Source organism: Achromobacter mucicolens (genome assembly GCF_029866465.1).
Taxonomy (GTDB): Bacteria; Pseudomonadota; Gammaproteobacteria; order Burkholderiales; family Burkholderiaceae_B; genus Achromobacter; species Achromobacter mucicolens.
This window is the reverse complement of sequence record NZ_CP123364.1, coordinates 705,915-727,651: the sequence shown is the minus strand read 5'-3', so window position 1 is coordinate 727,651 and position 21,737 is coordinate 705,915. Positions and strand designations below refer to the sequence as shown.

Sequence of the window (21,737 nt, the reverse complement as noted above, 5' to 3'; positions counted from 1 at the left end):
TTACGGTCGATTATACGTATCTGCTGCCACCTTTAAACATGCGCGCATCCAACTACCATCTCAACACCCTCAAAGAAGCCCCTTCCGAAGCGGAAGTCGCCAGCCACCAGCTGATGACCCGCGCCGGGATGATCCGCAAGCTCGCGGGCGGCATCTACACCTACATGCCGCTGGGCCTGAAGGTCATCCGCAAGGTCGAGGCGATCATCCGCGAAGAAATGAACGCGGCGGGCGCCATCGAGTTGCTGATGCCCGTGGTGCAGCCGGCCGAGCTCTGGCAGGAATCCGGCCGCTGGGAGCAGTACGGCGCGGAACTGCTGCGCATCAAGGACCGGCACCAGCGCGATTTCGTGCTGCAGCCGACGTCCGAGGAAGTCATCACGGACATTGCCCGCAATGAAATCCACAGCTACCGCCAGCTGCCGCTGAACTTCTATCACATTCAGACCAAGTTCCGGGACGAGCGCCGTCCCCGCTTCGGCCTGATGCGCGGCCGCGAATTCACGATGAAGGACGCCTACTCCTTCGACCGCGACGAAGCCGGCGCCCAGCGCAGCTACGACACCATGTTTGCTGCCTACATGCGCATCTTTGGCCGCCTGGGCCTGGAATTCCGCGCGGTGGCGGCCGACACGGGCTCCATCGGCGGCACGCGCAGCCATGAATTCCAGGTGATCGCCGACACGGGCGAAGACCTGCTGGTCTACAACGCGGAATCGGACTACGCGGCCAACATCGAACTGGCGGAAGCGCCCAGCCTGTATGCCACCCGTGCCGCCGCCGCCCAGGCGATGGCGGACGTCGCAACGCCCGGCGCCGCCAAGTGCGAGGACGTGGCCAAGCTGCTGGGCATTCCCCTGGAGCGCACGATCAAGTCGATCGTCCTGGCCACCGACGGCGAAAAGGGCAAGGTCGACGTCTGGCTGCTGCTCCTGCGCGGCGACCACGAACTGAACGAGATCAAGGCGGGCAAGCTGCCGGGCCTGGCGGGCTTCCGGTTCGCCACCGAAGCCGAGATCGTCGAGTACTTCGGCTGCAAGCCCGGCTACCTGGGCCCGGTCAAGACGGCCAAGCCGGTCCACGTGATTGCCGACCGCACCGTCGCCAACATGGCCGATTTCGTCTGCGGCGCCAACCGCGAAGACTTCCACATCCAGGGCGTGAACTGGGGCCGCGACCTGCCCGAGCCTGAACTGGTGGCCGACCTGCGCAATGTCGTGGCGGGCGACCCCTCGCCGGATGGCAAGGGCACGCTGTCGATCCAGCGCGGCATCGAAGTGGGCCACGTCTTCTATCTGGGCAAGAAGTACTCCGAAGCCCTGAAGGCCACCTTCCTGGACGAAACCGGCAAGCCGGCCGTCCTGGAAATGGGCTGCTACGGCATCGGCGTGACCCGCATCGTGGGCGCCGCCATCGAGCAGAACCACGACGCCCGCGGCATCATCTGGCCCCGCGCGCTCGCCCCCTTCGAAGTGGTCATCTGCCCCGTGGGCTGGGGCAAAAGTGAAACGGTGCGTGACACCGCGCAAAAGCTCTATGAATCCTTGCTCGCGCGCGGCGTGGACGTCATGCTGGACGACCGCGATGCGCGCCCCGGCGTCATGTTTGCCGAGTGGGAACTGATCGGTGCGCCGCTGCGTGTAACAGTTGGAGAACGCGGTCTGAACGACGGTGTGGTGGAATTGCAGGCCCGTCGGGAAACCGAAGCGGCCAAGATTCCGGTAGAGTCCGCGCTGGAAGCGGTGCTGACGAAGCTCGACACGCTTTAACCCTGTAGCTGCTACGGACTTGCCGCGTCCCGACCCGCACCATCATTTCCTGAGTATCGTGACCGATCAGAAGTCCGCCGAATCCACCCTGCAAGTCCGCGTCTACTACGAAGACACGGATGCCGGCGGGGTGGTCTTCTACGCTAACTACTTGAAATTCCTGGAGCGGGCACGCACCGAATGGCTGCGCGATCTGGGCGTCAACCAATCCGGGTTGGCCGCCAGCGAGCAACGGCTGTTCGTTGTCCGCGCCCTGGACATGTCCTACCGCAAACCGGCCAGACTGGACGATTTGCTTACCATACGCAGCCGAGTCACCAAACTGGGCCGCGCTTCGATACACTTCGCGCAGCGCGCGGAGCGCAACGGGGAACTGCTTGCCGAAGGCAACATCCAAGTCTGTTGCGTCGATGCCGTTCACATGCGGCCGGCAGAATTGCCGGCCGACATTCGCGCAAAACTGGAATTCATTCAGGAATAACCATGCAAGTCACCAACGACATGTCGTTGCTTTCGCTGATTTCGCACGCCAGCGTGCCGGTCCAGCTGATCATGCTGATGCTGTTGGGCATCTCGATCATGTCCTGGACCTACATCTTCGCCAAGCGCATGGCCATCAAGCGGGCCCATGACCAGACGCGCCGCTTCGAAGACGACTTCTGGTCGGGCGGCGACCTGTCGATGCTGCAGCAGGCCGTGGCCTCGCGCCGCGACGAGCAAGGCGCCCTCGCCCGCATCTTCGATGCCGGCATGACCGAATTCCTGAAGGCCCGCCGCGGCAATGCCAGCGGCGACGCCACGGCAGTGCTGGACGGCCCGCGCCGCGCCATGCGCGCCGCCTACCAGCGCGAAATGGACGCGCTGGAATCGCACCTGAACTTCCTGGCCTCCGCCGGTTCGGTGTCCCCGTACATCGGTCTCCTGGGCACGGTCTGGGGCATCATGCACGCCTTCATCGGCCTGTCGAACATGCAGCAGGCCACGCTGGCCTCGGTGGCTCCCGGCATTGCCGAGGCGCTGATCGCCACCGCCATCGGCCTGTTCGCCGCCATTCCTGCCGTGGTTGCCTACAACCGTTTCACGAATGACATCGACCGCATCTCGATCCGCTTTGACAGCTTCGTCGATGAATTCCTGAACATTCTGCAACGGCAGGTGCGCTAATGCCCTCGGTAAGCTCGCGCGGCAGGTCCGGCCGCCGCATGAAGGCCGACATCAACGTGGTGCCGTACATCGACGTGATGCTGGTGCTGCTGGTCATCTTCATGGTGACCGCGCCCCTCATCACGCCCGGGCTGATCCAACTGCCGTCGGTGGGCGCCGCCTCCGACGTGCCCGTCAAGCCGCTGGAAGTCCAGATTTCGGAAGACGGCAAGATCGCGCTGCGCATGCGCGAAGCCGGCGCCACCATGCAGGACATCGCGCGCACCGAACTGGTGGCGCAAGTGCGTTCGCGCATTACCGCGGAAACGCCGGTGGTCATCGCCGCCGACGGCAAGGTGCCCTACGAGACGGTTGTGAAGGTCATGGACGAGCTGCGCACCAACGGCATCACCCGCCTGGGTCTGCTGGTGGACCAGTCCGCCGCAGGCGCCCAACAGCCCGCACCCGCCAAGAAACGCTAACGCGCCGCCATCCGCCGGCCCGGCCGGCATGCACCGCACATGACGCCACCCATAATTCGACACCGCAGCGGCCCGCCGGCCACCCCGCCCAACAACGACAACCGGAATTCGCTGATTCTGGCTGTGGCGGTGCACCTGCTGCTGCTGGTTGCCCTGATCTTTGGCGTGAACTGGCATACCGAGAACCCTGGCCCCGTCCAGGTGGAACTCTGGGCAGACGGCAATTCGCCCGTCTCGCCGCCGCCCACGCCGCAGCCCGAACCGCCCAAACCCCAACCCAAGCCGCAGCCCGAGCCGGAGCCTGAAAAGACGCCGGAGCCGCCGCCTCCGCCCCCGCCTCCTCCGCCGCCGCCTGAGCCCCAACCGCAGGTCCAGGCCAAGACCGAGGAAGTCGATCCCGAGATCGCCATCCAGGAGGCGAAGAAGAAGCGCGAGCAGGAAGAGAAGGCCCGCGAAGCCGCCGAGGCCGCCAAGGAAAAGGCGCGCCTGGAAGAGGAGCGCAAGCAGGCCGAGCTGAAGGAAAAGAAGCGCCTGGAGCAGGAACGCCAGGCCGCCGAGAAGGCCGCCGCTGAAAAGGCCGCTGCCGAGAAGGCTGCCGCCCAGAAGGCCGCGGCGGAGAAGGCTGCCGCCGAAAAGGCGGCTGCTGAAAAGGCCGCCGAGAAAGCTGCCGCCGAAAAGGCCGCCGCCGAGAAGAAGGCCAAGGAAGAAGCCGCCAAGAAGGCAGCAGCTGAAAAGGCTGCCGCCGAGAAAGCCGCTGCCGAGAAGGCTGCGGCCGAGAAGGCGGCCGCCGAAAAGGCTGCCGCCGAGAAGGCCGCCGCTGCCAAGAAGGCCGCCGCCGACAAGGCATTGAAGGACGCGTTCCGCAACGACGCCCTGGGCGCCGCCGGCATTCCGGGCGGCACCGCCGACCGCAACCAGGCGGGCGGCGGACGCGACAGCGGCTACGGCGCCAAGGTCCGGGCCTGCGTGCAGCCCGGGGTGGCGTATCCGCCTCCGCCCCGCAGCGGCTCGGGAAATCCGACCGCGCAATACCGGGTACAGTTAGGTTCTGACGGGAAGGTGAATGGCGTCACGTTGACCAGTTCTTCTGGCAACCCGGGCTTTGACCGCGCGGTCGAAACCGGCATCCGCCGTTGCAACCCGTTCCCGAAGCCCTCGACGGGCCGCTACGAACCCATTATTGACGTTGTCTACAGAATGTATGACTGACAGGAGATTGACGAACATGACTCCCGCTTATAGTCGACGAGTATCCACTCTCGCGCTCTGGAGAGCGTATGGAATCGGATTGCTGATGGTGGCGCTTGCCTGCCTGATGGCCATGAAGCCCGCCCACGCGCAGTTGCGTGTCGACATCTCCGGCACCGGCGCCACGCAATACCCCGTGGCCATCGCCGACTTCGCGGTCGATGACACCCACGGCCGCGCTCTGGCCGAAGTCATTCGCGCCGACCTGACCCGCACCGGCCAGTTCCGCCTGATCAACGCAGCGGGCTCCGGCCTGAACGTGGATTCCCCGATCGCCCACGACGACTGGCGCGGCAAGGGTGCGGACTTCATCGCCTACGGCAGCATCACGCGGGGCGCCGATGGCCGCTACGACGTGCGCTACCGCCTGGCCGACACGGTCAAGAAGTCGCAGCTGGACGGCGTGGCCTTCTCGGGCACCGAGCAGGAACTGCGCCGCGTGGCCCACCAGATTGCCGACCGCATCTACGAAAAGATCACCGGCGTTCGCGGCGTGTTCTCGACGCGTATCGCGTACGTGCTGAAGAAGGGTTCCACCTACGAACTGCAGGTGGCTGACGCCGACGGCCAAAACCCCCAGGTTGCCCTGCGCTCGCGCGAGCCGATCATTTCGCCGTCCTGGTCGCCCGATGGCAGCAAGCTTGCTTACGTGAGCTTCGAGTCCGGCAAGCCCGTCGTCTATGTGCACACCCTGGCCACCAGCGCGCGTGCACCGGTCGCCAACTTCAAGGGCAACAACAGCGCCCCGGGATGGTCGCCTGACGGCAGCAAGCTCGCGGTCGCCCTGACGCGTGACGGTTTGTCGCAAATTTACGTCGTTAATGCGGCCGATGGCTCGAATCCGACCCGAGTTACGCGTTCTCCCGGGATTGACACCGAGCCGAGCTTTACGCCTGACGGTGCTTCCATTATCTTTACGAGTGACCGCAGCGGCGGGCCGCAAATCTATCAGACCGGCTCGACAGGCGGCGAAGCCCGCCGTCTCACGTTTAATGGTGGTTACAACATATCACCCCGAATTTCCCCCGACGGATCGACGCTGCTGTACGTTGCAAGACGAGACGGCGCGTTTCGAATCGCATCCTTGAACCTGTCCACTGGCGCCGAAGCCTTGCTGACTGATGGTCGTGACGATCAGTCGCCCAGCTTTGCGCCAAACGGCATGCAAGTGCTCTACGCAGCCATCCAGAATGGCCGTAGCGTGCTTGCAGGTGTCTCGAGCGATGGACGCGTACGACAGACGCTTTCGGTACTGAACGGGGAAATACGTGAACCGACTTGGGGCCCATTTACCCGATAACACGTGTGACTCTCTTTGCAAAGGAACTATCATGAAGTCGCGCATTGCCAAAAGCCTAACCATCGCCGCTCTGGCTGCCGCCCTGGCAGCTTGCAGCTCCGTCCCTCTCGACGATAAAGCGGGTCAGGGTGGAGGCGCTGGCCAAGGATCTTCGGCCTCTGGCCAAATCCTTGATCCTTTCAACCCCCAAAGCATCCTGGCGCAACAGCGCTCGGTGTACTTTGATTTCGACAGCTACACCGTGTCGGACCAATACCGTGGCCTGGTCGAAACCCATGCCAAGTACCTGGCCTCGCACCAACAGCAAAAGGTCAAGATCGAAGGCAACACCGACGAACGCGGCGGTGCTGAGTACAACCTGGCCCTCGGCCAGCGTCGTGCCGACGCCGTGCGTCGCATGATGACCCTGCTGGGCGTCAGCGACAACCAGATCGAAACCATCAGCTTCGGCAAGGAAAAGCCGCGCTCGACGGGTACGACTGAAGCCGACTTTGCCGAAAACCGCCGCGCCGATATCAATTATCTGCGTTAAGCTTTTCGCTTAGTCTGGAGCCCTACCTCGCGTCGGGACGGCCAGCCGGCCGTCCCGACGTTTGTTTTTATCCCCGGGAATATTCATGCGCGATCAAGTTCTGTCCCTGCGTCCCCTGATTGTGGCCACTGGCCTGGCGCTAGCCGCCCTCACGGCCCCCGCTCACGCTTTTTCCGACGATGAAGCCCGCAAGGCCATCCTGGATTTGCGCCAGCAGGTGCAGCAGCAGAACGAGCAAAGCCAGCGCGCCAAGCTGCAATTGGCCGACCAGATTCAATCCCTGCAGCAGGAAATTGCCCAGCTGCGCGACCAGCTCGAACTGGTATCGCGCCAGCAACCGAGCGCCAAGCCGGGCGGCGCCGCGCCGGGTAGCGCAAATCCCCCGGGCGCCTCTGCCGGCGATCCCCAGGAACAGACCGCCTATGACGGCGCGATGGACCTGTTCCGCAAGGGCCAATACAAGGAAGCCGCCGAATCGCTGGCCGCCTTCACCGCGCTCTACCCCAACAGCCAGCTCGCGCCCAGCGCCCAGTTCTACCAGGGCAGCAGCCGCTATGCGCTCAAGGACTTCAAGGGCACCATCGAGCAGCTGAACGCCATGGTGCAGAAGTCGCCGGACAACGCCCGCGCGCCGGATGCCCTGCTGATCATCGCGGGCAGCCAGATCGAACTGAACAACCGCGCCGGCGCCAAGGCCACCTTGCAACGCATCGTGCGCGACTACCCCACCACGCCGGCCGCCACCACGGCCAAGAGCCGGCTGCAACTGCTGCAGTAATGCCGCACGCCGCCAGCGCGGCAGGCGCTTACCGCCAGATTCTTCGCCGCCGGGCGGGGCTGATTGCCCTGCTGCTGGCGGCGATTCTGTTTGCGCTGCTGATCGACTTCACCGTGGGCCCGTCCGGCCTGCCCTGGCGCGCGCTCTGGCAGACGCTTGCCGCGCCCGCCGATGCTGATCCCACCTATCGCGTGATTGTCTGGGACATCCGCCTGCCGTCAGCCCTGATGGCGGCGCTGGTAGGCATGGCGCTCGGCCTGGCGGGCGCCGAGATGCAGACCATCCTGAACAATCCCCTTGCCAGCCCGTTCACCCTGGGCGTGTCGTCGGCAGCGGCCTTTGGCGCCTCGCTGGCGATCGTGCTCCAGTTCGGTCTGCCGGGCGTGCCCGCCGGCTGGCTGATTGCCGCCAACGCCTTTCTGTTCGCCCTGCTGGCGGCGCTGCTGCTGGATGCCGTGGCCCGCTGGGGCGGCATGAACACATCGGGCGTCGTGCTGTTCGGCATCGCGATGGTGTTCACCTTCAATGCGCTGGTGTCGCTGGTGCAATTCACCGCCAGCGCCGAAGCGTTGCAGAACCTGGTGTTCTGGACGATGGGCAGCCTGGCGCGTTCCAGCTGGACGACCGTGGGCGTGCTGGCGCTGGCGTTCGCGGTGGCCTTGCCGCTGGCCATGCGGCAATCCTGGAAGCTGACCGCGCTGCGGCTGGGCGAGGACCGCGCCGCCAGCTTTGGCGTGGATGTGCGCCGCGTGCGCGTTGCGGCGTTGGCGCGCGTGAGCCTGCTGTCCGCGCTGGCGGTCGCCTTTGTCGGGACGATCGGCTTCATCGGACTGGTGGCGCCGCACATCGCGCGCCGGCTCTTCGGCGAAGACCACCGCTTCTATCTGCCGGGCAGCGCTCTGGTGGGCGCGGTGATCCTGTCGCTGGCGTCGATCGCATCCAAGAATCTCCTACCGGGCGTGGTGGTGCCCGTGGGCATCGTGACCGCGCTGGTGGGCATTCCCTTCTTCGTTTCCGTCGTGCTGCGCAGGCAATTGCCATGACAAGGCCCGCTCCCGCTCCACACCCCGCCGGCCTGGCGGTCCAGGCGCTTTCGGCCGGTTACGGGCGCGAAGACGTGCTGCACGACCTGACGATCCCCGCGCTTGCCGCGGGCAAAGTGACGGCGCTGCTGGGTCCGAACGGCAGCGGCAAGTCCACGTTGCTCAAGGCGCTGGCCGGCCTGGTGCGGCCCCGCGCGGGCGGCGCGGCGCTGGACGGGCTGGACCTCACGCGCCTTGACCACGCCGAGCGTGCCCGCCACGTCGTGTACCTGCCTCAAAGCCTGCCCGCGGCCGTGCACCTGCGCGTATTCGAGTCCGTGCTGGTCGCGGCCCGCGCCAGCGGCGCGGCGGCGCGCCCCGTGGACCTTCAAGCCATCGACCAGCTGCTGGCGCGGCTGGGCATCGCGCATCTGGCCCTTCACTATCTGGACGCGCTGTCTGGCGGGCAAAAACAATTGGTGGGGCTGGCGCAGGCGCTGATCCGCCACCCGCGCGTGCTGCTGCTGGACGAGCCGCTATCGGCCCTGGACCTGAACTACCAATTCCACGTCATGCGCCTGCTGCAGCACGAAACGCGCGAGCATGGCCTGATCAGCCTCATCGTGCTGCACGACCTGAACGTGGCGCTTCAGCATGCGGACCAGGCCGTGATGATCCATGAAGGGCGGCTGCACGCCGCCGGAAGCCCGGCCGACGTCATCACGCCCGACGCGCTGGCTGCCGTCTATGGCGTGCAGGCGCGCGTGGAGGCGTGCTCGAAAGGCCGGCGGCAGGTGCTGATCGACGGGTTGCAGGCGCACCCGGGCTGAACCGCGCAGCCCGGCACGGGCAAGCTCAGGCGCGCTGCGCCACGTCCGCGACGGGCGCGCCCGTCATGTCCGCCAGCTGGGCCGGCGTCAGGTTGAACACGGTATGCGGATGACCGGCGGCGGCCCACAGGCTTTCGTAATTGAAGAGGTCCGCGTCCAGCAGCATGACCGGCTTGACGGCGTGGCCGATGGGGCAGACGCCGCCGATGGCATAACCGGTCATGTCGCGCACGAAGCGCGCGTCGGCCTTGGCCAGTTCGCCCACCTGCGCCGCGACCTTGGCTTCATCCACACGGTTGGCGCCACTGGCGATGACGAGCACCGGCGCGTTGTCGGTGGCGCGGCGGAAGATGATGGACTTGGCGATCTGGGCGACTTCGCAGCCCAGCCCCGCGGCCGCCTCGGCCGAGGTCTTGCCCGTCTGGGGCAGCACCACCACGGGTTTGTCATGCCCCAATTCCACGAGCAGACGCGCAACGCGCTGAGCGGATTCCGGCAAGGCGGCGATGGATTCTGGCGACATCGTTGAAAACTCCGTTCAAGAAAACTGGCCCGCGCGCGGACGGCGCCGGCGGGGCGCAGACGAGTGTATCAGCGTCCGGCCCGGCAGCCGTGCGCCGATGCCGGGCTAGAATGCGGACCTGGCTACACGTCCCGATCCCCATGCGTTCCGAACCCGTTTTGCCTTTGCAGACCGCGCCCATCGGCGGTTATGCCATGTCCTACACCGAGTACGGCAGCGGCACGCCGCTGGTGCTGGTGCACGGCTCCCTGTCCGACAGCCGCTACTGGAAGTCGCAGATGGCGCCGCTGGGGCGTTCGTTCCGGGTGCTGGCCGTGTGCCTGCGCCGCTATTGGCCCGAGACCTGGGACGGCGAAGGCGGCGGCTTTTCGGTCGAGCAGCACGCCAGCGATGTGCTGGAATTCATCGACACGGTGGCAGGCGGCCCGGCCCATCTGGTGGGCCACTCACGCGGCGGGCGTGTCGCCCTGGAAGCCGCCCTGCGTCAGCCGAAATCGTTGCGCAGTCTTACGCTGGCGGATCCCGGCCTGCAGTTGCCCGGTTGCGTCGATGAACGCGGGGGCTTTCGCCAACGCGCCCTGACGCTGATCCGGCAAGGCGACATCGAGGAAGGGTTGGCGCTGTTCGTGGATACGGTGACCGGCCCCAACACCTGGCAGCGCATGGTCCCGTGGTTCAAGGAGATGGTGCGCGACAACGTGGGCACGCTCTTCGGACAGGTGGACGAACGGCCGGACACCCTGACGCCCGAGCAGATCGCCGGCGTGACGATGCCGGTGCTGCTGATCGGCGGCGCGCTAAGCCCGGCGCCCTATCCCGCGGTGCTCGATGCGCTGGCGCAATGGCTGCCGCAATCCCGCCGCATCGATATCGTGGGCTCTTCGCACGGCATGAACCTGGGCAACCCCCGCGCCTTCAATGGCGCCATCCAGGAATTTATCGGCGGTTGATCCGCGCGGTCAGGGCTCGACCGACGGCGTGTGCTTCAGGCGCCGCAGCACAAACGTGGAACGGCTGTGCCGCACGCCGCGCAACTTGTACAGCCGCTTGCGCAGGAATTCTTCGTAGCCTTCCGTGCCCGCCACGGCAACCTTGATCAGGTAGTCGTATTCGCCCGTGACCAGAAACGCCTCGACCACTTCGGGCAGGCGGCTGATTTCCTCGCCAAAGCGCGCCAGCGTGTCGTCGTCGTGGTGCTCAAGCGTGACCTCGATCATTACCGTGTCCGGCAGCCCCAGCGCCTTCTGGTTCAGCAAGGCCGCATAACCTTCGATTACCCCCGCCTCTTCCAGCGCCTTGACGCGGTTCCAGCAGGGCGTGGGCGACAGGCCGACCGTTTCGGCCAGCTTCAGATTCGTCAGCCGGCCATCCGCGCGCAGGGCGCGCAGGATCTTGCGGTCGGTGTCATCGAGTTTGGGCAATGTGGGCATGATTGACGGATTATTGAAGGAAGAATCCCTATGGCAACGGATTCTACAGAAATTAGATTCTTCAAAGCGTCGTAAACCGGCGTGAATCAAGAAACCTATTTTGCGCATGACGCCGTAGACTTTCCTCAAGGCGCGCACCTATCCCGCGCGTCCCGATTCGGCGCTCACGCTGCGGCACAACCCGGCGGGTGCGCCGGCAGTTTTCACGCAGCAAGCCCGCGCGCCGATCCGCGCGGCTGGAAATCATGCCCCACGCAGCAGCACCCGCGAAATCCGGTCTCGGCCTATCCGGCGCCGTCATGCTTTTCGTCGCCCCCGCGCTCTTCGCCTCGAACATGGTCGCGGCCCGCTGGGCGTACGACGCCAACCTTCCCCCCGTCTTTCTCGCCTTCGGCCGCTGGCTGATTGCCCTGCTGATCCTGTTGCCGTTTGCCGCCCCCGCCTTGCGCGCCCATCGCCAGGCCTTGTGGCGCGGCCTGCCGGCGCTGTTGCCGCTGGCCGTGCTGGGCATGGGCGTGGCGGTGGCGCCGCAGTACATCGGTGCACAGACCACCAGCGCCACCAACATTGCGCTGATTTTTTCGTGCAGCCCTCTGCTTGTGACGCTGCTGGAAGCGGTGTTCTGGCGCAAGCCGCTGTCAGCGCCCCGCGCGGCCGGCCTGGCGCTGGCGTTGGCCGGCGTGCTGGTGGTGCTGACGCGCGGCGACGCCCACGCGCTGGCGCGGCTGGCGTTCGGACAAGGAGATCTGTGGGTGCTGCTGGCCGCCACCGGGTGGGCGTTGTACACGGTGCTGCAAAAGCGCCTGACCCTGCCCGCGGTGCCCGACAGCGCGCGGCTCGCGACGATGATGCTGGGCGGCGCATTGGCGCTCGCGCCCTTTGCCGGCATTGAAGCGGCAGCCGGGATGGCGCCTGCGTGGACGGATCCGCGCCTGGCGGCGGTGCTGCTGTTCCTGGCGGTGGTGCCGAGCCTGGGCGCCTATTACGTCTATGGGCGGCTCATCAGCGTGGCCGGGCCCGCAACCGCGGGCCTGTCGATGTTTCTGGTGCCGGTCTACGCGGCGCTGCTGGCCTGGCCGCTGCTGGGCGAGGCGCCGCAGCTCTTTCATGCCTACGGCTTTGCCATGATCCTGCTGGGCGTGAAGCTGGCCTCGTCGCGGCTGCGCCCGGCGGCGGCCGCAGCCGCCGCCTGAGGGCACGGCACGACGGTCAGCGGCCCGCGCCCTGGGCCGCCATGACTTCCTGCGCCACCTGGCGGGGCGCTTCGGCGTAGTGCTTGAACTCCATCGTGTAGGTGGCGCGGCCCTGCGTCAGCGAACGCAGCGACGTGGAGTAGCCAAACATCTCGGCCAAGGGCACCTCGGCGCGCACGACCTTGCCGCCGCCGCCCGCGATGTCTTCCATGCCCTGCACCATGCCGCGGCGCGACGACAGATCGCCCATGACGTTGCCGGTGAAGTCTTCGGGCGTCTCGACCTCGACCTGCATCATGGGTTCCAGCAGCACGGGATCGGCGCGCCGCATGCCTTCCTTGAACGCCATCGAGCCGGCCATCTTGAACGCGTTTTCGTTCGAGTCGACGTCGTGGTACGACCCGAAGAACAACGTCACCTTCACGTCCACAACCGGATACCCGGCCAGCACGCCCGCATTGAGGGCCTCGCGAATGCCCTTGTCCACCGCCGGGATGAATTCGCGCGGCACCACGCCGCCCTTGATCGCGTCGACGAATTCGTAGCCCTTGCCCGCCTCTTGCGGCTCGAGCTTGAGCACCACGTGGCCGTACTGGCCGCGGCCCCCCGACTGCTTGACGAACTTGCCTTCGACCTCGTTGCAGGTCTTGCGGATGGTCTCGCGGTACGCCACCTGCGGCTTGCCCACCGTGGCTTCCACGTTGAATTCGCGCTTCATGCGATCGACCAGGATTTCCAGGTGCAGCTCGCCCATGCCGGAAATGATGGTCTGCCCGGATTCTTCGTCGGTGCGCACGCGGAATGACGGATCTTCCTGCGCCAGGCGGCCCAGCGCGATGCCCATCTTTTCCTGGTCGGCCTTGGTCTTGGGTTCCACGGCCTGCGAAATGACGGGCTCGGGGAACACCATGCGTTCGAGAATGATGATGTGCGAGGGATCGGTCAGCGTGTCGCCGGTGGTGACGTCCTTGATGCCGACGGCCGCGGCGATGTCGCCCGCATAGACTTCGGTGATCTCGCGCCGTTCGTTGGCGTGCATCTGCAGAATGCGGCCCAGGCGTTCTTTCTTTTCCTTGATGGGGTTGTAGACCGAGTCGCCCGACTTCACCACGCCCGAATACACGCGGAAGAACACGAGCTGCCCGACGAAGGGATCGGTCATGATCTTGAAGGCAAGCGCGGAGAACGGCTCGTTGTCGGTCGGATGACGCTCGATTTCGTGGTCGCGCTGGTCATGGCCCTTGATGGCGGGCACATCCACCGGCGAGGGCATGTAGTCGATGACCGCATCCAGCATCGCCTGCACGCCCTTGTTCTTGAAGGCGCTGCCGCACAGCATCGGCACGATCTCGTTGGCGATCGTGCGGGCGCGCAGGCCTTCCTTGATTTCCGCTTCGGTAAGCGGCTCGCCGGACAGGTATTTTTCGAGCAGGGTTTCGTTGGCCTCGGCGGCCTTTTCGACCATCTTCTCGTGCCATTCCTGCGCCTGGTCCTGCATCGCCGCGGGGATGTCCACGTACTGGAACTTCACGCCCTGGCTGGCGTCGTCCCAGATGATGGCCTTCATCTTGACCAGATCGATCACGCCCTCGAAGTGGTCTTCGGCGCCCACCGGCAACTGGATGGGCACGGCGTCGCCCTTCAGGCGCTCGGCGATCTGGCGCTGCACGCGCAGGAAGTCCGCGCCGACGCGATCCATCTTGTTGACGAAGGCCAGCCGCGGCACCTTGTATTTGTTGGCCTGGCGCCAGACGGTCTCGGACTGCGGCTGCACGCCGCCCACGGCGTCATAGACCATGACGGCGCCGTCCAGCACGCGCATGGAGCGTTCGACCTCGATGGTGAAGTCGACGTGGCCCGGCGTGTCGATGATGTTGATGCGGTGTTCGGGATAGTTGCCCGCCATGCCCTTCCAGAAGGCGGTGGTGGCGGCCGACGTGATGGTGATGCCGCGTTCCTGCTCCTGCTCCATCCAGTCCATCACCGCCGCGCCGTCATGGACCTCGCCGATCTTGTGGGTGATGCCGGTGTAGAAGAGGATGCGCTCGGTGGTCGTCGTTTTGCCTGCGTCAATATGGGCGCTGATGCCAATATTGCGATAAAGCTCGATGCGCGTCTTGCGGGTCATGGCCTCTTCCTACGGTTGGATGAAGATGCGTAAATATTACGCGCCATGCGGCAAGATACAAGCCTGAATCGGCCCGCTGACGCGAGTTTGGCGGGTCCATGAGTTTGGCCCCGCCATACCAACGTATAAGCGCATGCGCCGGGCATGAAAAAGCCCCTCTGGCAGAGGGGCTTTGGCGCATGCGGTGGCGCGCTATGCGCACCAAGTTGGCGCGCAATTACTTCTTGTCTTCCTTGACGCGATAGACCAGCACGGCAGTGGTGGCCAGCGAGAGCACCTTGGCGGTAACGCTGCCCAGCAGCAGGCGCGACAGGCCGCTGCGGCCGTGGCTGCCGATGAAGATCAGATCGCAGCCCGCATCGGTGGCGGCCTGAACGATGCCGTCGGCCACGTTGAAGTTGGACACGGCGCGCGCTTCGACCTTGACGCCAGCGGTATCGGCACGGTCGCTGATCTGCTTGAGGTACTTGTCGGCTTGCTCGGCGGAGGCCTTTTCGTAGTCTTCGTCGGTGATGGCGTAGGCCGCGGCCATGCCGTCAAAACCGATGGTGGCCGCGAAGGGCTGCGTCACGTAGAGGGCGACGACTTCGGCGCCGACTTCGCGCGCGAAGCAGATACCTGCGTTGGCGGCTTGCGCCGAGAGCGGGGAACCGTCGGTGGGAATCAGGATCTTCTTGAACATCTTGCCTGCTCCTGTGTTGGAGGAATCTTTATGCTACCGGAAAGCCGCCGGGCCGACATCAGCCGAACTGGCGGCCTTGACGAGGGTCAAGGCGGGGTTTATCCCAACTGCTGGGCAGCCGCGAACAGGTTGGTGCAGCGGGTGCCGGTGCGGCAGTATGCCAGGACCGGGCCCGGCAGGGTGCGCAGCAGTTCCGCAAAGCGGGCGACGTCGGCGGCCGTCATGGCGCTGCCCACGACGGGCTGATATTCGATCTGCAGGCCGGCTTCCTGCGCGGCGCGCGACACGTCGGCGGCGGTGGGCTGGTCCGGACCGCCTTCAAAATCGGGGCGGTTGATGATGACGCTCTTGTACCCGGCGGCGGCCACGTCGGCCATGTCGTCGGGGCCCAGTTGCGGGGCGACGGCAAAGTTCTGGGTAAGGGGCTTGATGGGTGCGGACATGACGGTTCCTTCGGTGACTGGGCGATCTGGCTCGGAATTATTGATTGTAGGACCCGTTCTGCGCGAAAAGTTTTTCCAGTTCGGCCCAGATGCCCCGGTGGTCGGCAATCGATACCGAAAAGCGCAGCATGGTCGACGGCGCCTGCGTCGGCGAGAACAGCGTCCCCGGCGCGAGCAGCATGCCACGGTCCGCGGCCTCGCGCGCCAGCACCTCGGAATCCCGGCCGCAATCGGCCCAGACGAACATGCCGGCGTGCGCCTCGTGCGGGATGGTCAGGCCCAGTTTCAGCAAGCCCTTCATGCAGCGCTGGCGCGCGTCGTCGACCCGCTGTCGCACGCGTTCGATATGGCGCCGGTACTGCCCTTCCATGAGGACGCGGTGCACGACGCGCTCGCCCAGTTCGGGTGAAGTCAGACCCGCCAGCATCTTCAGGTCGGCCAGCTTCTGCAGCAGGTCGGCATTGGCCGCCACATAGCCCACGCGCAGGCTGGCCGCCAGCATCTTGGAGTATCCCCCCACGAAGATGACGCGGTTCAGCCGATCCAGGGCCGCGAGCTTGATGGCGCCGCCCGGATGCAGCTCGCCGTAGGTGTCGTCTTCGACAACCATGAAATCGTGGCGTTCGGCGATGCGCAGGATGCCGTAGGCGGCGCCGGCGGACAGCGTGTGGCCGGTGGGGTTGTGAACCGAGCCGTTGATGATGAAAAGCTTGGGCTTGTGCTGCGCGGCCAGTTGCTCAAGCAGGTCGAGATCCGGGCCGTCGGGGCCGCGCGGCACGCCGATCAGGCGAGCGCCAAAGGCGGCAAGGCGGCCGAAGATCACGAACCAGGCCGGGTCCTCGACCAGGACGGTATCGCCCGGCTTGACCAGATGGCGCGCGATGAGATCCAGCCCGTGGGTGACGCCGTTGGTCGTGAGCAGGTTGAGCTCGGGATGGGCCGGCACACCCTCGTTCTGCAGCACCGCGGCGATCTGCTGGCGCAGGGGCGCAAAACCCTGGGGGCTGCCGTAGCTGACGAGGTTGGCGCGCACCGAGCGGCCCACCGCGCGCACGGCGCCTGCCACCATGTCGGGATCCAGCCAGTCGGCCGGCAGGAGGCCCGCCCCGCCCGGCATGCCCGGCGCGTTGGATTCCCGGAACATGCTGCGCAACAGCCAGGCGATGTCCACCCGCGCGGGCGGCGCGAGCGTGCTGGGCGCAGCCGCGGCCACCGCCGTCAGCGGGCCACTGCGCGCCTTCACGAAAAACCCCGCGCCCCGGCGCGACTGCACCAGCCCGCGGGCCACGAGGCGGTCGTAGGCCTCGACCACGGTGAAACGGCTGACGCCCGACTGTTCGGCCATCTTGCGGATGGACGGCAGGCGCGTGCCGGGCCGCAAGCCTTGCTCGTCGATGCGGCGGGCCAGGCCATCGGCCAGTTGCGCCACCAGGGTGGCATCGGCCTGGCGCACGGGCTGCCAGGGCATGGAAGGAGAGGACGGAGCAACTGTCATGGAGATTTGACCAGGCCAGTGATTAAAGTGACACGCCATTGTGTACCGGTACTGTACTGATGGCTGTGCGTAGAGTGACAGCAATGCCGAAAGCCTGCAACCGCGGGCGCGGCCATTGAGACTTTTTGGTGCTGTCATGACCCGTCCCGCGCTCTTGCCGTCGCCTTCGGCCGCTTCCGCCGCCCCGTCATCCCTGTGGGAGGGTTACGGCTACGGTTTCCTGGGCGTGCTGGTGTTTTCGCTGACGCTGCCCATGACCCGCGTGGCGGTGGCCGAACTGGCGCCGCTGCTGGTGGGACTGGGCCGCGCGCTCATCGCCGCGCTGCCCGCCGTGGCCCTGCTGTGGCTGACCCGCAGCCGCCGTCCCAATCGCGCGGAATGGCCGGGCGTGATCCTGGCGGCGCTGGGCATCGTCGTGGGCTGGCCGCTGGCCTCGTCGATCGCGATGCAGACGGTGCCTTCGTCGCAAGGCGCGGTATTCAACGGCCTGCTGCCGCTGTCCACCGCCGCCTTCGCCGCGCTGCGCAGCGGTGAACGGCCGTCGGCCGCCTTCTGGGGCTGGGCCGTCGCGGGCGCCGCGCTGGTTACCGCTTATGCGCTGCGCCAGGGCGAAGGCACGCTGACCACCGGCTACCTGTGGCTGCTGGTGGCCGTGGTGCTGGGCGGCATGGGCTACGCCGAGGGCGCGCGCGCCTCGCGCACGCTGGGCGGTTGGCGCACAATATGTTGGGCGCTTGCCATCAGCGCACCCGTGGTGGCCCTGCCGGTCGGCTGGATGGCGGCGCAGCAGCCCCACTGGCCCAGCTCGGACGTCATCGCTGCCTGCGCATACCTGGCCTTCGGCTCGATGTTCCTGGGATTTTTCGCCTGGTACCGCGGCCTGGCCGCCGGCGGAATTGCCCGGGTCGGACAAGTGCAATTGCTGCAACCCTTCCTTACCGTCGTGGCCGCTGCTTTGCTGTTTGGCGAAACCGTGGAGGCGACGACGTTCGTGTTTGCCGCCGCCGTGATCAGCGTTATTGCCGGCGGACGCCGCGCCATCGTGAGGACCCCGAAATGAGCCTGCTTCCTGCCAATTGGGCCGACGTCCCGCTGGCCTCGCTTTCCCTGCTGGGCCCGCTGGCGCTGTTTGCGCTGGTCAGCTCGATCACGCCCGGCCCCAATAACGTCATGCTGGCCTCGTCGGGGCTGAACTTCGGGTTCCGGCGCAGCGTGCCGCATCTGCTGGGCGTGAACCTGGGCTTCACGCTGATGATCTTTCTGGTGGGCGTCGGCCTGGGTTCGGTCTTTCAGCAGACGCCTGCCCTCTATACCGTCCTGAAGTACGCCGGCGCGGCCTATCTGCTGTATCTGGCGTGGAAGATCGCCAACTCCGGCCCGCTGGACGAGGGCGAGGCGCGCGGCAAGCCGTTCACGTTCCTGCAGGCCGCCGCCTTCCAGTGGGTCAATCCCAAGGCCTGGGTGATGGCGGTGGGCGTGGTGGCAACCTACACGCCGCAGAACGGCTTCTTCGCCAATCTGGTGATCGCGACGCTGGTCTGCGGCATCGTCAACCTGCCCAGCATCGGCATCTGGGTGACTTTCGGCACGGCTCTGCGCCACGTGCTGCACCGGCCTGCCGCCATCCGCGCCTTCAATGTGGGCATGGCCCTGCTGCTGGTTGCCTCGCTGTATCCCGTCGCCCTGGAACTGCTCCACTGACCCGCCGTTCAGGCCAGCAGCCCCACCACCACGGCCGGCGTGACCAGCACGTTGAACAGGCCCGCCATCACCATCACCAGGCCCGCGACCGCGCCCTCTTCGGCGGCCAGCTCGCGGGCCTTGGCCGTGCCCGCGCCGTGCGCCCCCATGCCGAATAGCGCGCCGCGCGCCAATGCCGAGCGCAGCGGCAGCCACCTGCACATGAGCTGGCCGATGGCCGCGCCAAACACGCCCGTCACGATGACGAAAACGGCCGTCAGGTCGGGCACGCCGCCCACGTGGGACGACACCGCCACGGCAAACGGCGTGGCGACCGAACGCGGCAATAAGCTGAGCCGCAGGTCCGGCGGCAAATCCAGCAGGCTGCCCAGCAGCCATGCGCTGGCGCCCGCGATGCCGCTGCCCACCGCCACCCCGGCGGCCAGCACCGGCCAGTAGCGCCGGATCAGCGCGCGCTGCTGATACAGCGGCAAGGCGAACGCCACGATGACCGGGCCCAGCATGGCCATCAGCCAGTGCGAGCCGGACATGTATTCGCGATAGCCGGTATGCAGCAGAATGGCCAGCGTCAGCAGGAGCGCGGGCGCGACGACCAGCGTGGACGTCCACCAGTAGGCATAGCGGCGGTAGAACAGACGCGCGCAGACGTAGGCGGCGACCGTCGCGGCTGGCCAGAAAAGCAGGTTGAATTCAGGCCGCATGGCGGTTCATCCAGCGGTAGCAAAGATCGATGGTCAGCGCCGTGCCTGCCATGACGAGCGCCGTGCCCAGCAGGATGACCGCCAGCAGCTTGACGCCCAGCAGCCCCAGGAATTCACGGTGGTCCAGCAGCGACATGACCGCCGGCACGAAGAAGAGCAGCATTTCGCCCAGCAGCCAGCTTGCGCCGCGCTGCACATTGCGCACGCGCAACCGGCGCGTCGCCAGCAGCAGGAGCACCAGCGCCATCCCGATGACGCCGCCGGGCACCGGCAGGCCCGAGGCCTGCGCCACCGCCTGCCCCGCCAAGGAAAAAAGCACGATCAACGCGATCTGGAGCAAACGGCTGCGGCGCAGGGCGCTGCGCAAAAGGATGGAATGGCGAAAGCGGGTCATGAGACGAAATCCAGCGGCAAGGTTCCGTTGTACGCCTGCGCCAGGCATAGATAAAATGAATTCGATGAATTTCTTCTATTCCAATCAGGCATAACCATGGAACTGCGTACGTTGCGCGCCCTGGTCGAAGTCGTCCGGCAAGGCGGTTTTTCCCAGGCGGCGAAGGTCATCCATGCCACCCAACCCACGATCAGCAAGGCCGTGCGTCAACTGGAGGATGAACTGGGCATGCCGCTTCTGGACCGGCAGGCGCAGCCGTTAAGGCTGACGGCGGCCGGCGAGATCGTGTACCGGCGCGCCATCGCCATGTTGGCCGAACGCGACGACCTGCGGGCCGAGCTGGACGATCTGAAGGGCTTGAAGCGCGGCGTGCTGCGCCTGGGCCTGCCGCCGCTGGGCAGCAGTTCTTTGTTCGCGCCAATGTTCGCGCGCTTTCGCAGCCGCTATCCCCGCATCGAGATCAGTCTGGTGGAACATGGCAGCCGCCGCCTCGAAGAGATGGTGATGGCCGGCGAAATCGAGCTCGCCGGGTCGCTCAAGCCTGTGCCCGACCATTTCGAATGGCAGCCGGTGGCACGCGAACCGCTGGTCGCCCTGATGCCCGCCGACCATCCGCAGGCGCATGCGGCCTCCGTGGGGCTGCACGACCTGCGCGACTCGCCCTTCATCCTGTTCGAGAGCGGCTTTGCCTTGAATCGCATCATCCACGACGCGTGTCAGCGGGCGGGCTTCGTGCCGGCCATCGCCGCGCGCAGCGGCCAGATCGATTTCATCGTGGCGCTGGTGGCCGCGGGGCTGGGCGTCGCCTTCCTGCCGCGCATCACGGCAGACGTGGCGCTGCACGCAGGCGTGGCGCGCGCGCCCTTGCGCGACACGGGGACGGACTGGGAAATGGTGCTGGTGTGGCGCCGCGGCGGCTATCTGTCCTACGCCGCGCAGGCATGGCTGGCGTTGACGCGCGAGGTGCATCCCGGCACCCCGTGACGGCGCCGAGCCGGCCACGCCGGAGTATGCTGATGCCGGAACCCAACCCGACTTGCCGGGTCAGACCCTTCATGCCCGCCTTGCCCCGCTTCTCTGCCCGCCGACTGTTTGCCGCCGCCGTAGTCACCGCCGCCGGCGTGGTCGGTTGCACGCAACTGGATTCCTGGCAACGCCAGACCATTTTTTCGCCGCAATCCGAGCCGCAATCGTGGTGGCGGGACCCTGCCGCCGGGACGCAGGTGTACGACCTGACGCTGGAAAACGGCGACAAGGTGCGTGCCTGGTATCTGGCAAGCCCCAAGCCGGGCGCCCCCACCGTCCTGTATCTGCATGGCGCGCGCTGGAACCTGAACGGCAGCGCATTCCGCATCGACGGCTGGAGCCGCATGGGATATTCCATGCTGGCGATCGACTATCGCGGCTTTGGCGCGTCCACGCCGCGTCTGCCGTCCGAGGAAAGCGCGCTGCAGGACGCCATGGCGGGCCTGAAGGAATTGGCGCGGCTGCAGCCCGATCCGGCGCGCCGCTTCGTCTACGGGCACAGCCTGGGCGGCGCAATCGCCATCGACCTGGCCTCGCGTCCCGAGCAGCCGGACTTTGCCGGCCTGATCGTGGAATCCAGCTTCACCAGCATCGGCGCGATGCTGGCCACCCTGCGTTGGGGCAACGTGCCCGGCGCCAGCCTGCTGGTCACGCAGCCGTTTGCCTCCGTGGACAAGCTGGCCCAACTGCATACGCCGATGCTGTTCATGCACGGCACCGCGGACCGTGTAGTGCCGCACACCATGAGCGACGAGCTCTTTGCGGCCGCCCGCAACGTAGCGCCGGATTTGAAGCGGCTGGTCAAGATTGAAGGCGCCTCGCATTCGGGCGCCTTCCGCAGCGGCACGCAGTACGAAACCGCCGTCAAGACTTTCATGCAGGACGCCCGCCAGGCCTACCAGCGCAAAAAGGGTTGA

24 protein-coding genes are annotated in these 21,737 nt (G+C 66.3%); 16 read left to right on the top strand and 8 right to left on the bottom strand.

Features of this window, described 5'->3' with window-relative positions:
* The first annotated feature begins 38 nt into the window (after positions 1 to 38).
* The 10 genes from QEP15_RS03290 (at position 39) to QEP15_RS03245 (ending at position 9,104) form a co-directional block, all read left to right on the top strand.
* Complete coding sequence (locus tag QEP15_RS03290; RefSeq protein ID WP_152383380.1) at positions 39 to 1,769, top strand: proline--tRNA ligase; 1,731 nt, start codon at positions 39 to 41, stop codon at positions 1,767 to 1,769.
* Between the two features lie 58 nt (positions 1,770 to 1,827).
* Entirely contained in the window at positions 1,828 to 2,250 is a 423-nt protein-coding gene (gene ybgC / locus QEP15_RS03285) for a tol-pal system-associated acyl-CoA thioesterase (protein ID WP_056327936.1), read from the top strand.
* A 2-nt stretch (positions 2,251 to 2,252) separates the two neighbouring features.
* Entirely contained in the window at positions 2,253 to 2,933 is a 681-nt protein-coding gene (gene tolQ / locus QEP15_RS03280) for a protein TolQ (protein WP_056327907.1), read from the top strand.
* A complete protein-coding gene (gene tolR / locus QEP15_RS03275; protein ID WP_056327906.1) occupies positions 2,933 to 3,394 on the top strand; it encodes a protein TolR in 462 nt (153 codons plus the stop codon). Before tolQ ends, tolR begins: the two co-directional genes overlap by 1 nt.
* Before the next feature lie 39 nt (positions 3,395 to 3,433).
* Entirely contained in the window at positions 3,434 to 4,603 is a 1,170-nt protein-coding gene (gene tolA / locus QEP15_RS03270) for a cell envelope integrity protein TolA (protein ID WP_142051226.1), read from the top strand.
* Positions 4,604 to 4,619: 16 nt separating this feature from the next.
* Positions 4,620 to 5,942 (top strand): Tol-Pal system beta propeller repeat protein TolB, encoded by a 1,323-nt coding sequence (gene tolB / locus QEP15_RS03265; protein ID WP_152383378.1) that lies wholly within the window; start codon positions 4,620 to 4,622, stop codon positions 5,940 to 5,942.
* 31 nt (positions 5,943 to 5,973) lie between these two features.
* Entirely contained in the window at positions 5,974 to 6,474 is a 501-nt protein-coding gene (gene pal, locus QEP15_RS03260) for a peptidoglycan-associated lipoprotein Pal (protein ID WP_056327903.1), read from the top strand.
* Positions 6,475 to 6,559: 85 nt separating this feature from the next.
* The gene (gene ybgF / locus QEP15_RS03255; protein ID WP_056327902.1) at positions 6,560 to 7,252 is read left to right on the top strand and encodes a tol-pal system protein YbgF; all 693 of its coding nucleotides are present in this window, start codon (positions 6,560 to 6,562) and stop codon (positions 7,250 to 7,252) included.
* Positions 7,252 to 8,295 carry a FecCD family ABC transporter permease gene (locus QEP15_RS03250; RefSeq protein ID WP_180100327.1) on the top strand — a complete coding sequence of 348 codons (1,044 nt, stop codon included), beginning with the start codon at positions 7,252 to 7,254 and terminating at the stop codon, positions 8,293 to 8,295. The genes ybgF and QEP15_RS03250 overlap by 1 nt, the downstream gene beginning before the upstream one ends.
* A complete protein-coding gene (locus QEP15_RS03245; protein WP_152383376.1) occupies positions 8,292 to 9,104 on the top strand; it encodes an ABC transporter ATP-binding protein in 813 nt (270 codons plus the stop codon). The genes QEP15_RS03250 and QEP15_RS03245 overlap by 4 nt, the downstream gene beginning before the upstream one ends.
* A 25-nt stretch (positions 9,105 to 9,129) precedes the next feature.
* Here QEP15_RS03245 and QEP15_RS03240 read toward each other — a convergent pair whose 3' ends face one another.
* A complete protein-coding gene (locus QEP15_RS03240; protein ID WP_056327899.1) occupies positions 9,130 to 9,627 on the bottom strand; it encodes a YbaK/EbsC family protein in 498 nt (165 codons plus the stop codon).
* Between the two features lie 140 nt (positions 9,628 to 9,767).
* Between QEP15_RS03240 and QEP15_RS03235 the strand changes: the two genes are divergently transcribed.
* A complete protein-coding gene (locus QEP15_RS03235) occupies positions 9,768 to 10,577 on the top strand; it encodes an alpha/beta fold hydrolase (protein ID WP_152383374.1) in 810 nt (269 codons plus the stop codon).
* A gap of 9 nt (positions 10,578 to 10,586) precedes the next feature.
* Here the strand turns inward: QEP15_RS03235 and QEP15_RS03230 are convergent, their stop codons facing one another.
* Complete coding sequence (locus QEP15_RS03230) at positions 10,587 to 11,057, bottom strand: Lrp/AsnC family transcriptional regulator (protein ID WP_056327897.1); 471 nt, start codon at positions 11,055 to 11,057, stop codon at positions 10,587 to 10,589.
* 299 nt (positions 11,058 to 11,356) lie between these two features.
* Here QEP15_RS03230 and QEP15_RS03225 point away from each other — a divergent pair, with 299 nt between their 5' ends.
* Positions 11,357 to 12,250, top strand: a complete 894-nt coding sequence (locus tag QEP15_RS03225) for a DMT family transporter (protein ID WP_280148432.1) — start codon at positions 11,357 to 11,359, stop codon at positions 12,248 to 12,250.
* 16 nt (positions 12,251 to 12,266) lie between these two features.
* On the opposite strand, the gene fusA is transcribed toward QEP15_RS03225, so the two are convergent.
* From fusA to QEP15_RS03205, 4 genes are all read right to left on the bottom strand, one after another.
* Entirely contained in the window at positions 12,267 to 14,378 is a 2,112-nt protein-coding gene (fusA, locus tag QEP15_RS03220) for an elongation factor G (RefSeq protein WP_056327895.1), read from the bottom strand.
* Between the two features lie 217 nt (positions 14,379 to 14,595).
* Positions 14,596 to 15,060 carry a universal stress protein gene (locus QEP15_RS03215; protein WP_056327894.1) on the bottom strand — a complete coding sequence of 155 codons (465 nt, stop codon included), beginning with the start codon at positions 15,058 to 15,060 and terminating at the stop codon, positions 14,596 to 14,598.
* A gap of 98 nt (positions 15,061 to 15,158) precedes the next feature.
* Positions 15,159 to 15,503 (bottom strand): protein tyrosine phosphatase family protein, encoded by a 345-nt coding sequence (locus QEP15_RS03210; protein WP_062838528.1) that lies wholly within the window; start codon positions 15,501 to 15,503, stop codon positions 15,159 to 15,161.
* A 37-nt stretch (positions 15,504 to 15,540) separates the two neighbouring features.
* Positions 15,541 to 16,956 carry an aminotransferase-like domain-containing protein gene (locus QEP15_RS03205; RefSeq protein ID WP_175234497.1) on the bottom strand — a complete coding sequence of 472 codons (1,416 nt, stop codon included), beginning with the start codon at positions 16,954 to 16,956 and terminating at the stop codon, positions 15,541 to 15,543.
* Positions 16,957 to 17,134: 178 nt separating this feature from the next.
* Between QEP15_RS03205 and QEP15_RS03200 the strand changes: the two genes are divergently transcribed.
* Both QEP15_RS03200 and QEP15_RS03195 read left to right on the top strand, forming a co-directional pair.
* Positions 17,135 to 18,058, top strand: coding sequence for a DMT family transporter (locus QEP15_RS03200; protein WP_280148431.1), 924 nt, complete (start codon positions 17,135 to 17,137; stop codon positions 18,056 to 18,058).
* Positions 18,055 to 18,699 carry a LysE family translocator gene (locus QEP15_RS03195; RefSeq protein WP_280148430.1) on the top strand — a complete coding sequence of 215 codons (645 nt, stop codon included), beginning with the start codon at positions 18,055 to 18,057 and terminating at the stop codon, positions 18,697 to 18,699. The genes QEP15_RS03200 and QEP15_RS03195 overlap by 4 nt, the downstream gene beginning before the upstream one ends.
* A gap of 8 nt (positions 18,700 to 18,707) precedes the next feature.
* Here the strand turns inward: QEP15_RS03195 and QEP15_RS03190 are convergent, their stop codons facing one another.
* Both QEP15_RS03190 and QEP15_RS03185 read right to left on the bottom strand, forming a co-directional pair.
* Positions 18,708 to 19,400, bottom strand: a complete 693-nt coding sequence (locus QEP15_RS03190; protein WP_056327889.1) for an LrgB family protein — start codon at positions 19,398 to 19,400, stop codon at positions 18,708 to 18,710.
* The gene (locus QEP15_RS03185) at positions 19,390 to 19,794 is read right to left on the bottom strand and encodes a CidA/LrgA family protein (RefSeq protein WP_056327888.1); all 405 of its coding nucleotides are present in this window, start codon (positions 19,792 to 19,794) and stop codon (positions 19,390 to 19,392) included. The genes QEP15_RS03190 and QEP15_RS03185 overlap by 11 nt, the downstream gene beginning before the upstream one ends.
* A gap of 96 nt (positions 19,795 to 19,890) precedes the next feature.
* On the opposite strand from QEP15_RS03185, the gene QEP15_RS03180 reads away from it, so the two are divergent.
* Entirely contained in the window at positions 19,891 to 20,778 is an 888-nt protein-coding gene (locus QEP15_RS03180; protein WP_226848054.1) for a LysR family transcriptional regulator, read from the top strand.
* Positions 20,779 to 20,849: 71 nt separating this feature from the next.
* On the top strand, positions 20,850 to 21,737 hold the full coding sequence (locus tag QEP15_RS03175) for an alpha/beta hydrolase (RefSeq protein WP_217618912.1): 888 nt from the start codon (positions 20,850 to 20,852) through the stop codon (positions 21,735 to 21,737).

What these genes read in the sequence shown, in the direction of transcription:
- fusA (WP_056327895.1), bottom strand. Translation starts at nt 14,378, where the DNA reads ATGACCCGCAAGACGCGCATCGAGCTTTATCGCAATATTGGCATCAGC.
- QEP15_RS03225 (WP_280148432.1), top strand. Translation starts at nt 11,357, where the DNA reads ATGCTTTTCGTCGCCCCCGCGCTCTTCGCCTCGAACATGGTCGCGGCC.
- QEP15_RS03245 (WP_152383376.1), top strand. Translation starts at nt 8,292, where the DNA reads ATGACAAGGCCCGCTCCCGCTCCACACCCCGCCGGCCTGGCGGTCCAG.
- QEP15_RS03195 (WP_280148430.1), top strand. Translation starts at nt 18,055, where the DNA reads ATGAGCCTGCTTCCTGCCAATTGGGCCGACGTCCCGCTGGCCTCGCTT.
- tolA (WP_142051226.1), top strand. Translation starts at nt 3,434, where the DNA reads ATGACGCCACCCATAATTCGACACCGCAGCGGCCCGCCGGCCACCCCG.
- tolB (WP_152383378.1), top strand. Translation starts at nt 4,620, where the DNA reads ATGACTCCCGCTTATAGTCGACGAGTATCCACTCTCGCGCTCTGGAGA.
- QEP15_RS03250 (WP_180100327.1), top strand. Translation starts at nt 7,252, where the DNA reads ATGCCGCACGCCGCCAGCGCGGCAGGCGCTTACCGCCAGATTCTTCGC.
- QEP15_RS03175 (WP_217618912.1), top strand. Translation starts at nt 20,850, where the DNA reads ATGCCCGCCTTGCCCCGCTTCTCTGCCCGCCGACTGTTTGCCGCCGCC.
- tolR (WP_056327906.1), top strand. Translation starts at nt 2,933, where the DNA reads ATGCCCTCGGTAAGCTCGCGCGGCAGGTCCGGCCGCCGCATGAAGGCC.
- tolQ (WP_056327907.1), top strand. Translation starts at nt 2,253, where the DNA reads ATGCAAGTCACCAACGACATGTCGTTGCTTTCGCTGATTTCGCACGCC.
- QEP15_RS03290 (WP_152383380.1), top strand. Translation starts at nt 39, where the DNA reads ATGCGCGCATCCAACTACCATCTCAACACCCTCAAAGAAGCCCCTTCC.
- QEP15_RS03210 (WP_062838528.1), bottom strand. Translation starts at nt 15,503, where the DNA reads ATGTCCGCACCCATCAAGCCCCTTACCCAGAACTTTGCCGTCGCCCCG.
- QEP15_RS03190 (WP_056327889.1), bottom strand. Translation starts at nt 19,400, where the DNA reads ATGCGGCCTGAATTCAACCTGCTTTTCTGGCCAGCCGCGACGGTCGCC.
- QEP15_RS03185 (WP_056327888.1), bottom strand. Translation starts at nt 19,794, where the DNA reads ATGACCCGCTTTCGCCATTCCATCCTTTTGCGCAGCGCCCTGCGCCGC.
- QEP15_RS03230 (WP_056327897.1), bottom strand. Translation starts at nt 11,057, where the DNA reads ATGCCCACATTGCCCAAACTCGATGACACCGACCGCAAGATCCTGCGC.
- QEP15_RS03235 (WP_152383374.1), top strand. Translation starts at nt 9,768, where the DNA reads ATGCGTTCCGAACCCGTTTTGCCTTTGCAGACCGCGCCCATCGGCGGT.
- QEP15_RS03240 (WP_056327899.1), bottom strand. Translation starts at nt 9,627, where the DNA reads ATGTCGCCAGAATCCATCGCCGCCTTGCCGGAATCCGCTCAGCGCGTT.
- pal (WP_056327903.1), top strand. Translation starts at nt 5,974, where the DNA reads ATGAAGTCGCGCATTGCCAAAAGCCTAACCATCGCCGCTCTGGCTGCC.
- QEP15_RS03180 (WP_226848054.1), top strand. Translation starts at nt 19,891, where the DNA reads ATGGAACTGCGTACGTTGCGCGCCCTGGTCGAAGTCGTCCGGCAAGGC.
- QEP15_RS03200 (WP_280148431.1), top strand. Translation starts at nt 17,135, where the DNA reads ATGACCCGTCCCGCGCTCTTGCCGTCGCCTTCGGCCGCTTCCGCCGCC.
- ybgF (WP_056327902.1), top strand. Translation starts at nt 6,560, where the DNA reads ATGCGCGATCAAGTTCTGTCCCTGCGTCCCCTGATTGTGGCCACTGGC.
- QEP15_RS03215 (WP_056327894.1), bottom strand. Translation starts at nt 15,060, where the DNA reads ATGTTCAAGAAGATCCTGATTCCCACCGACGGTTCCCCGCTCTCGGCG.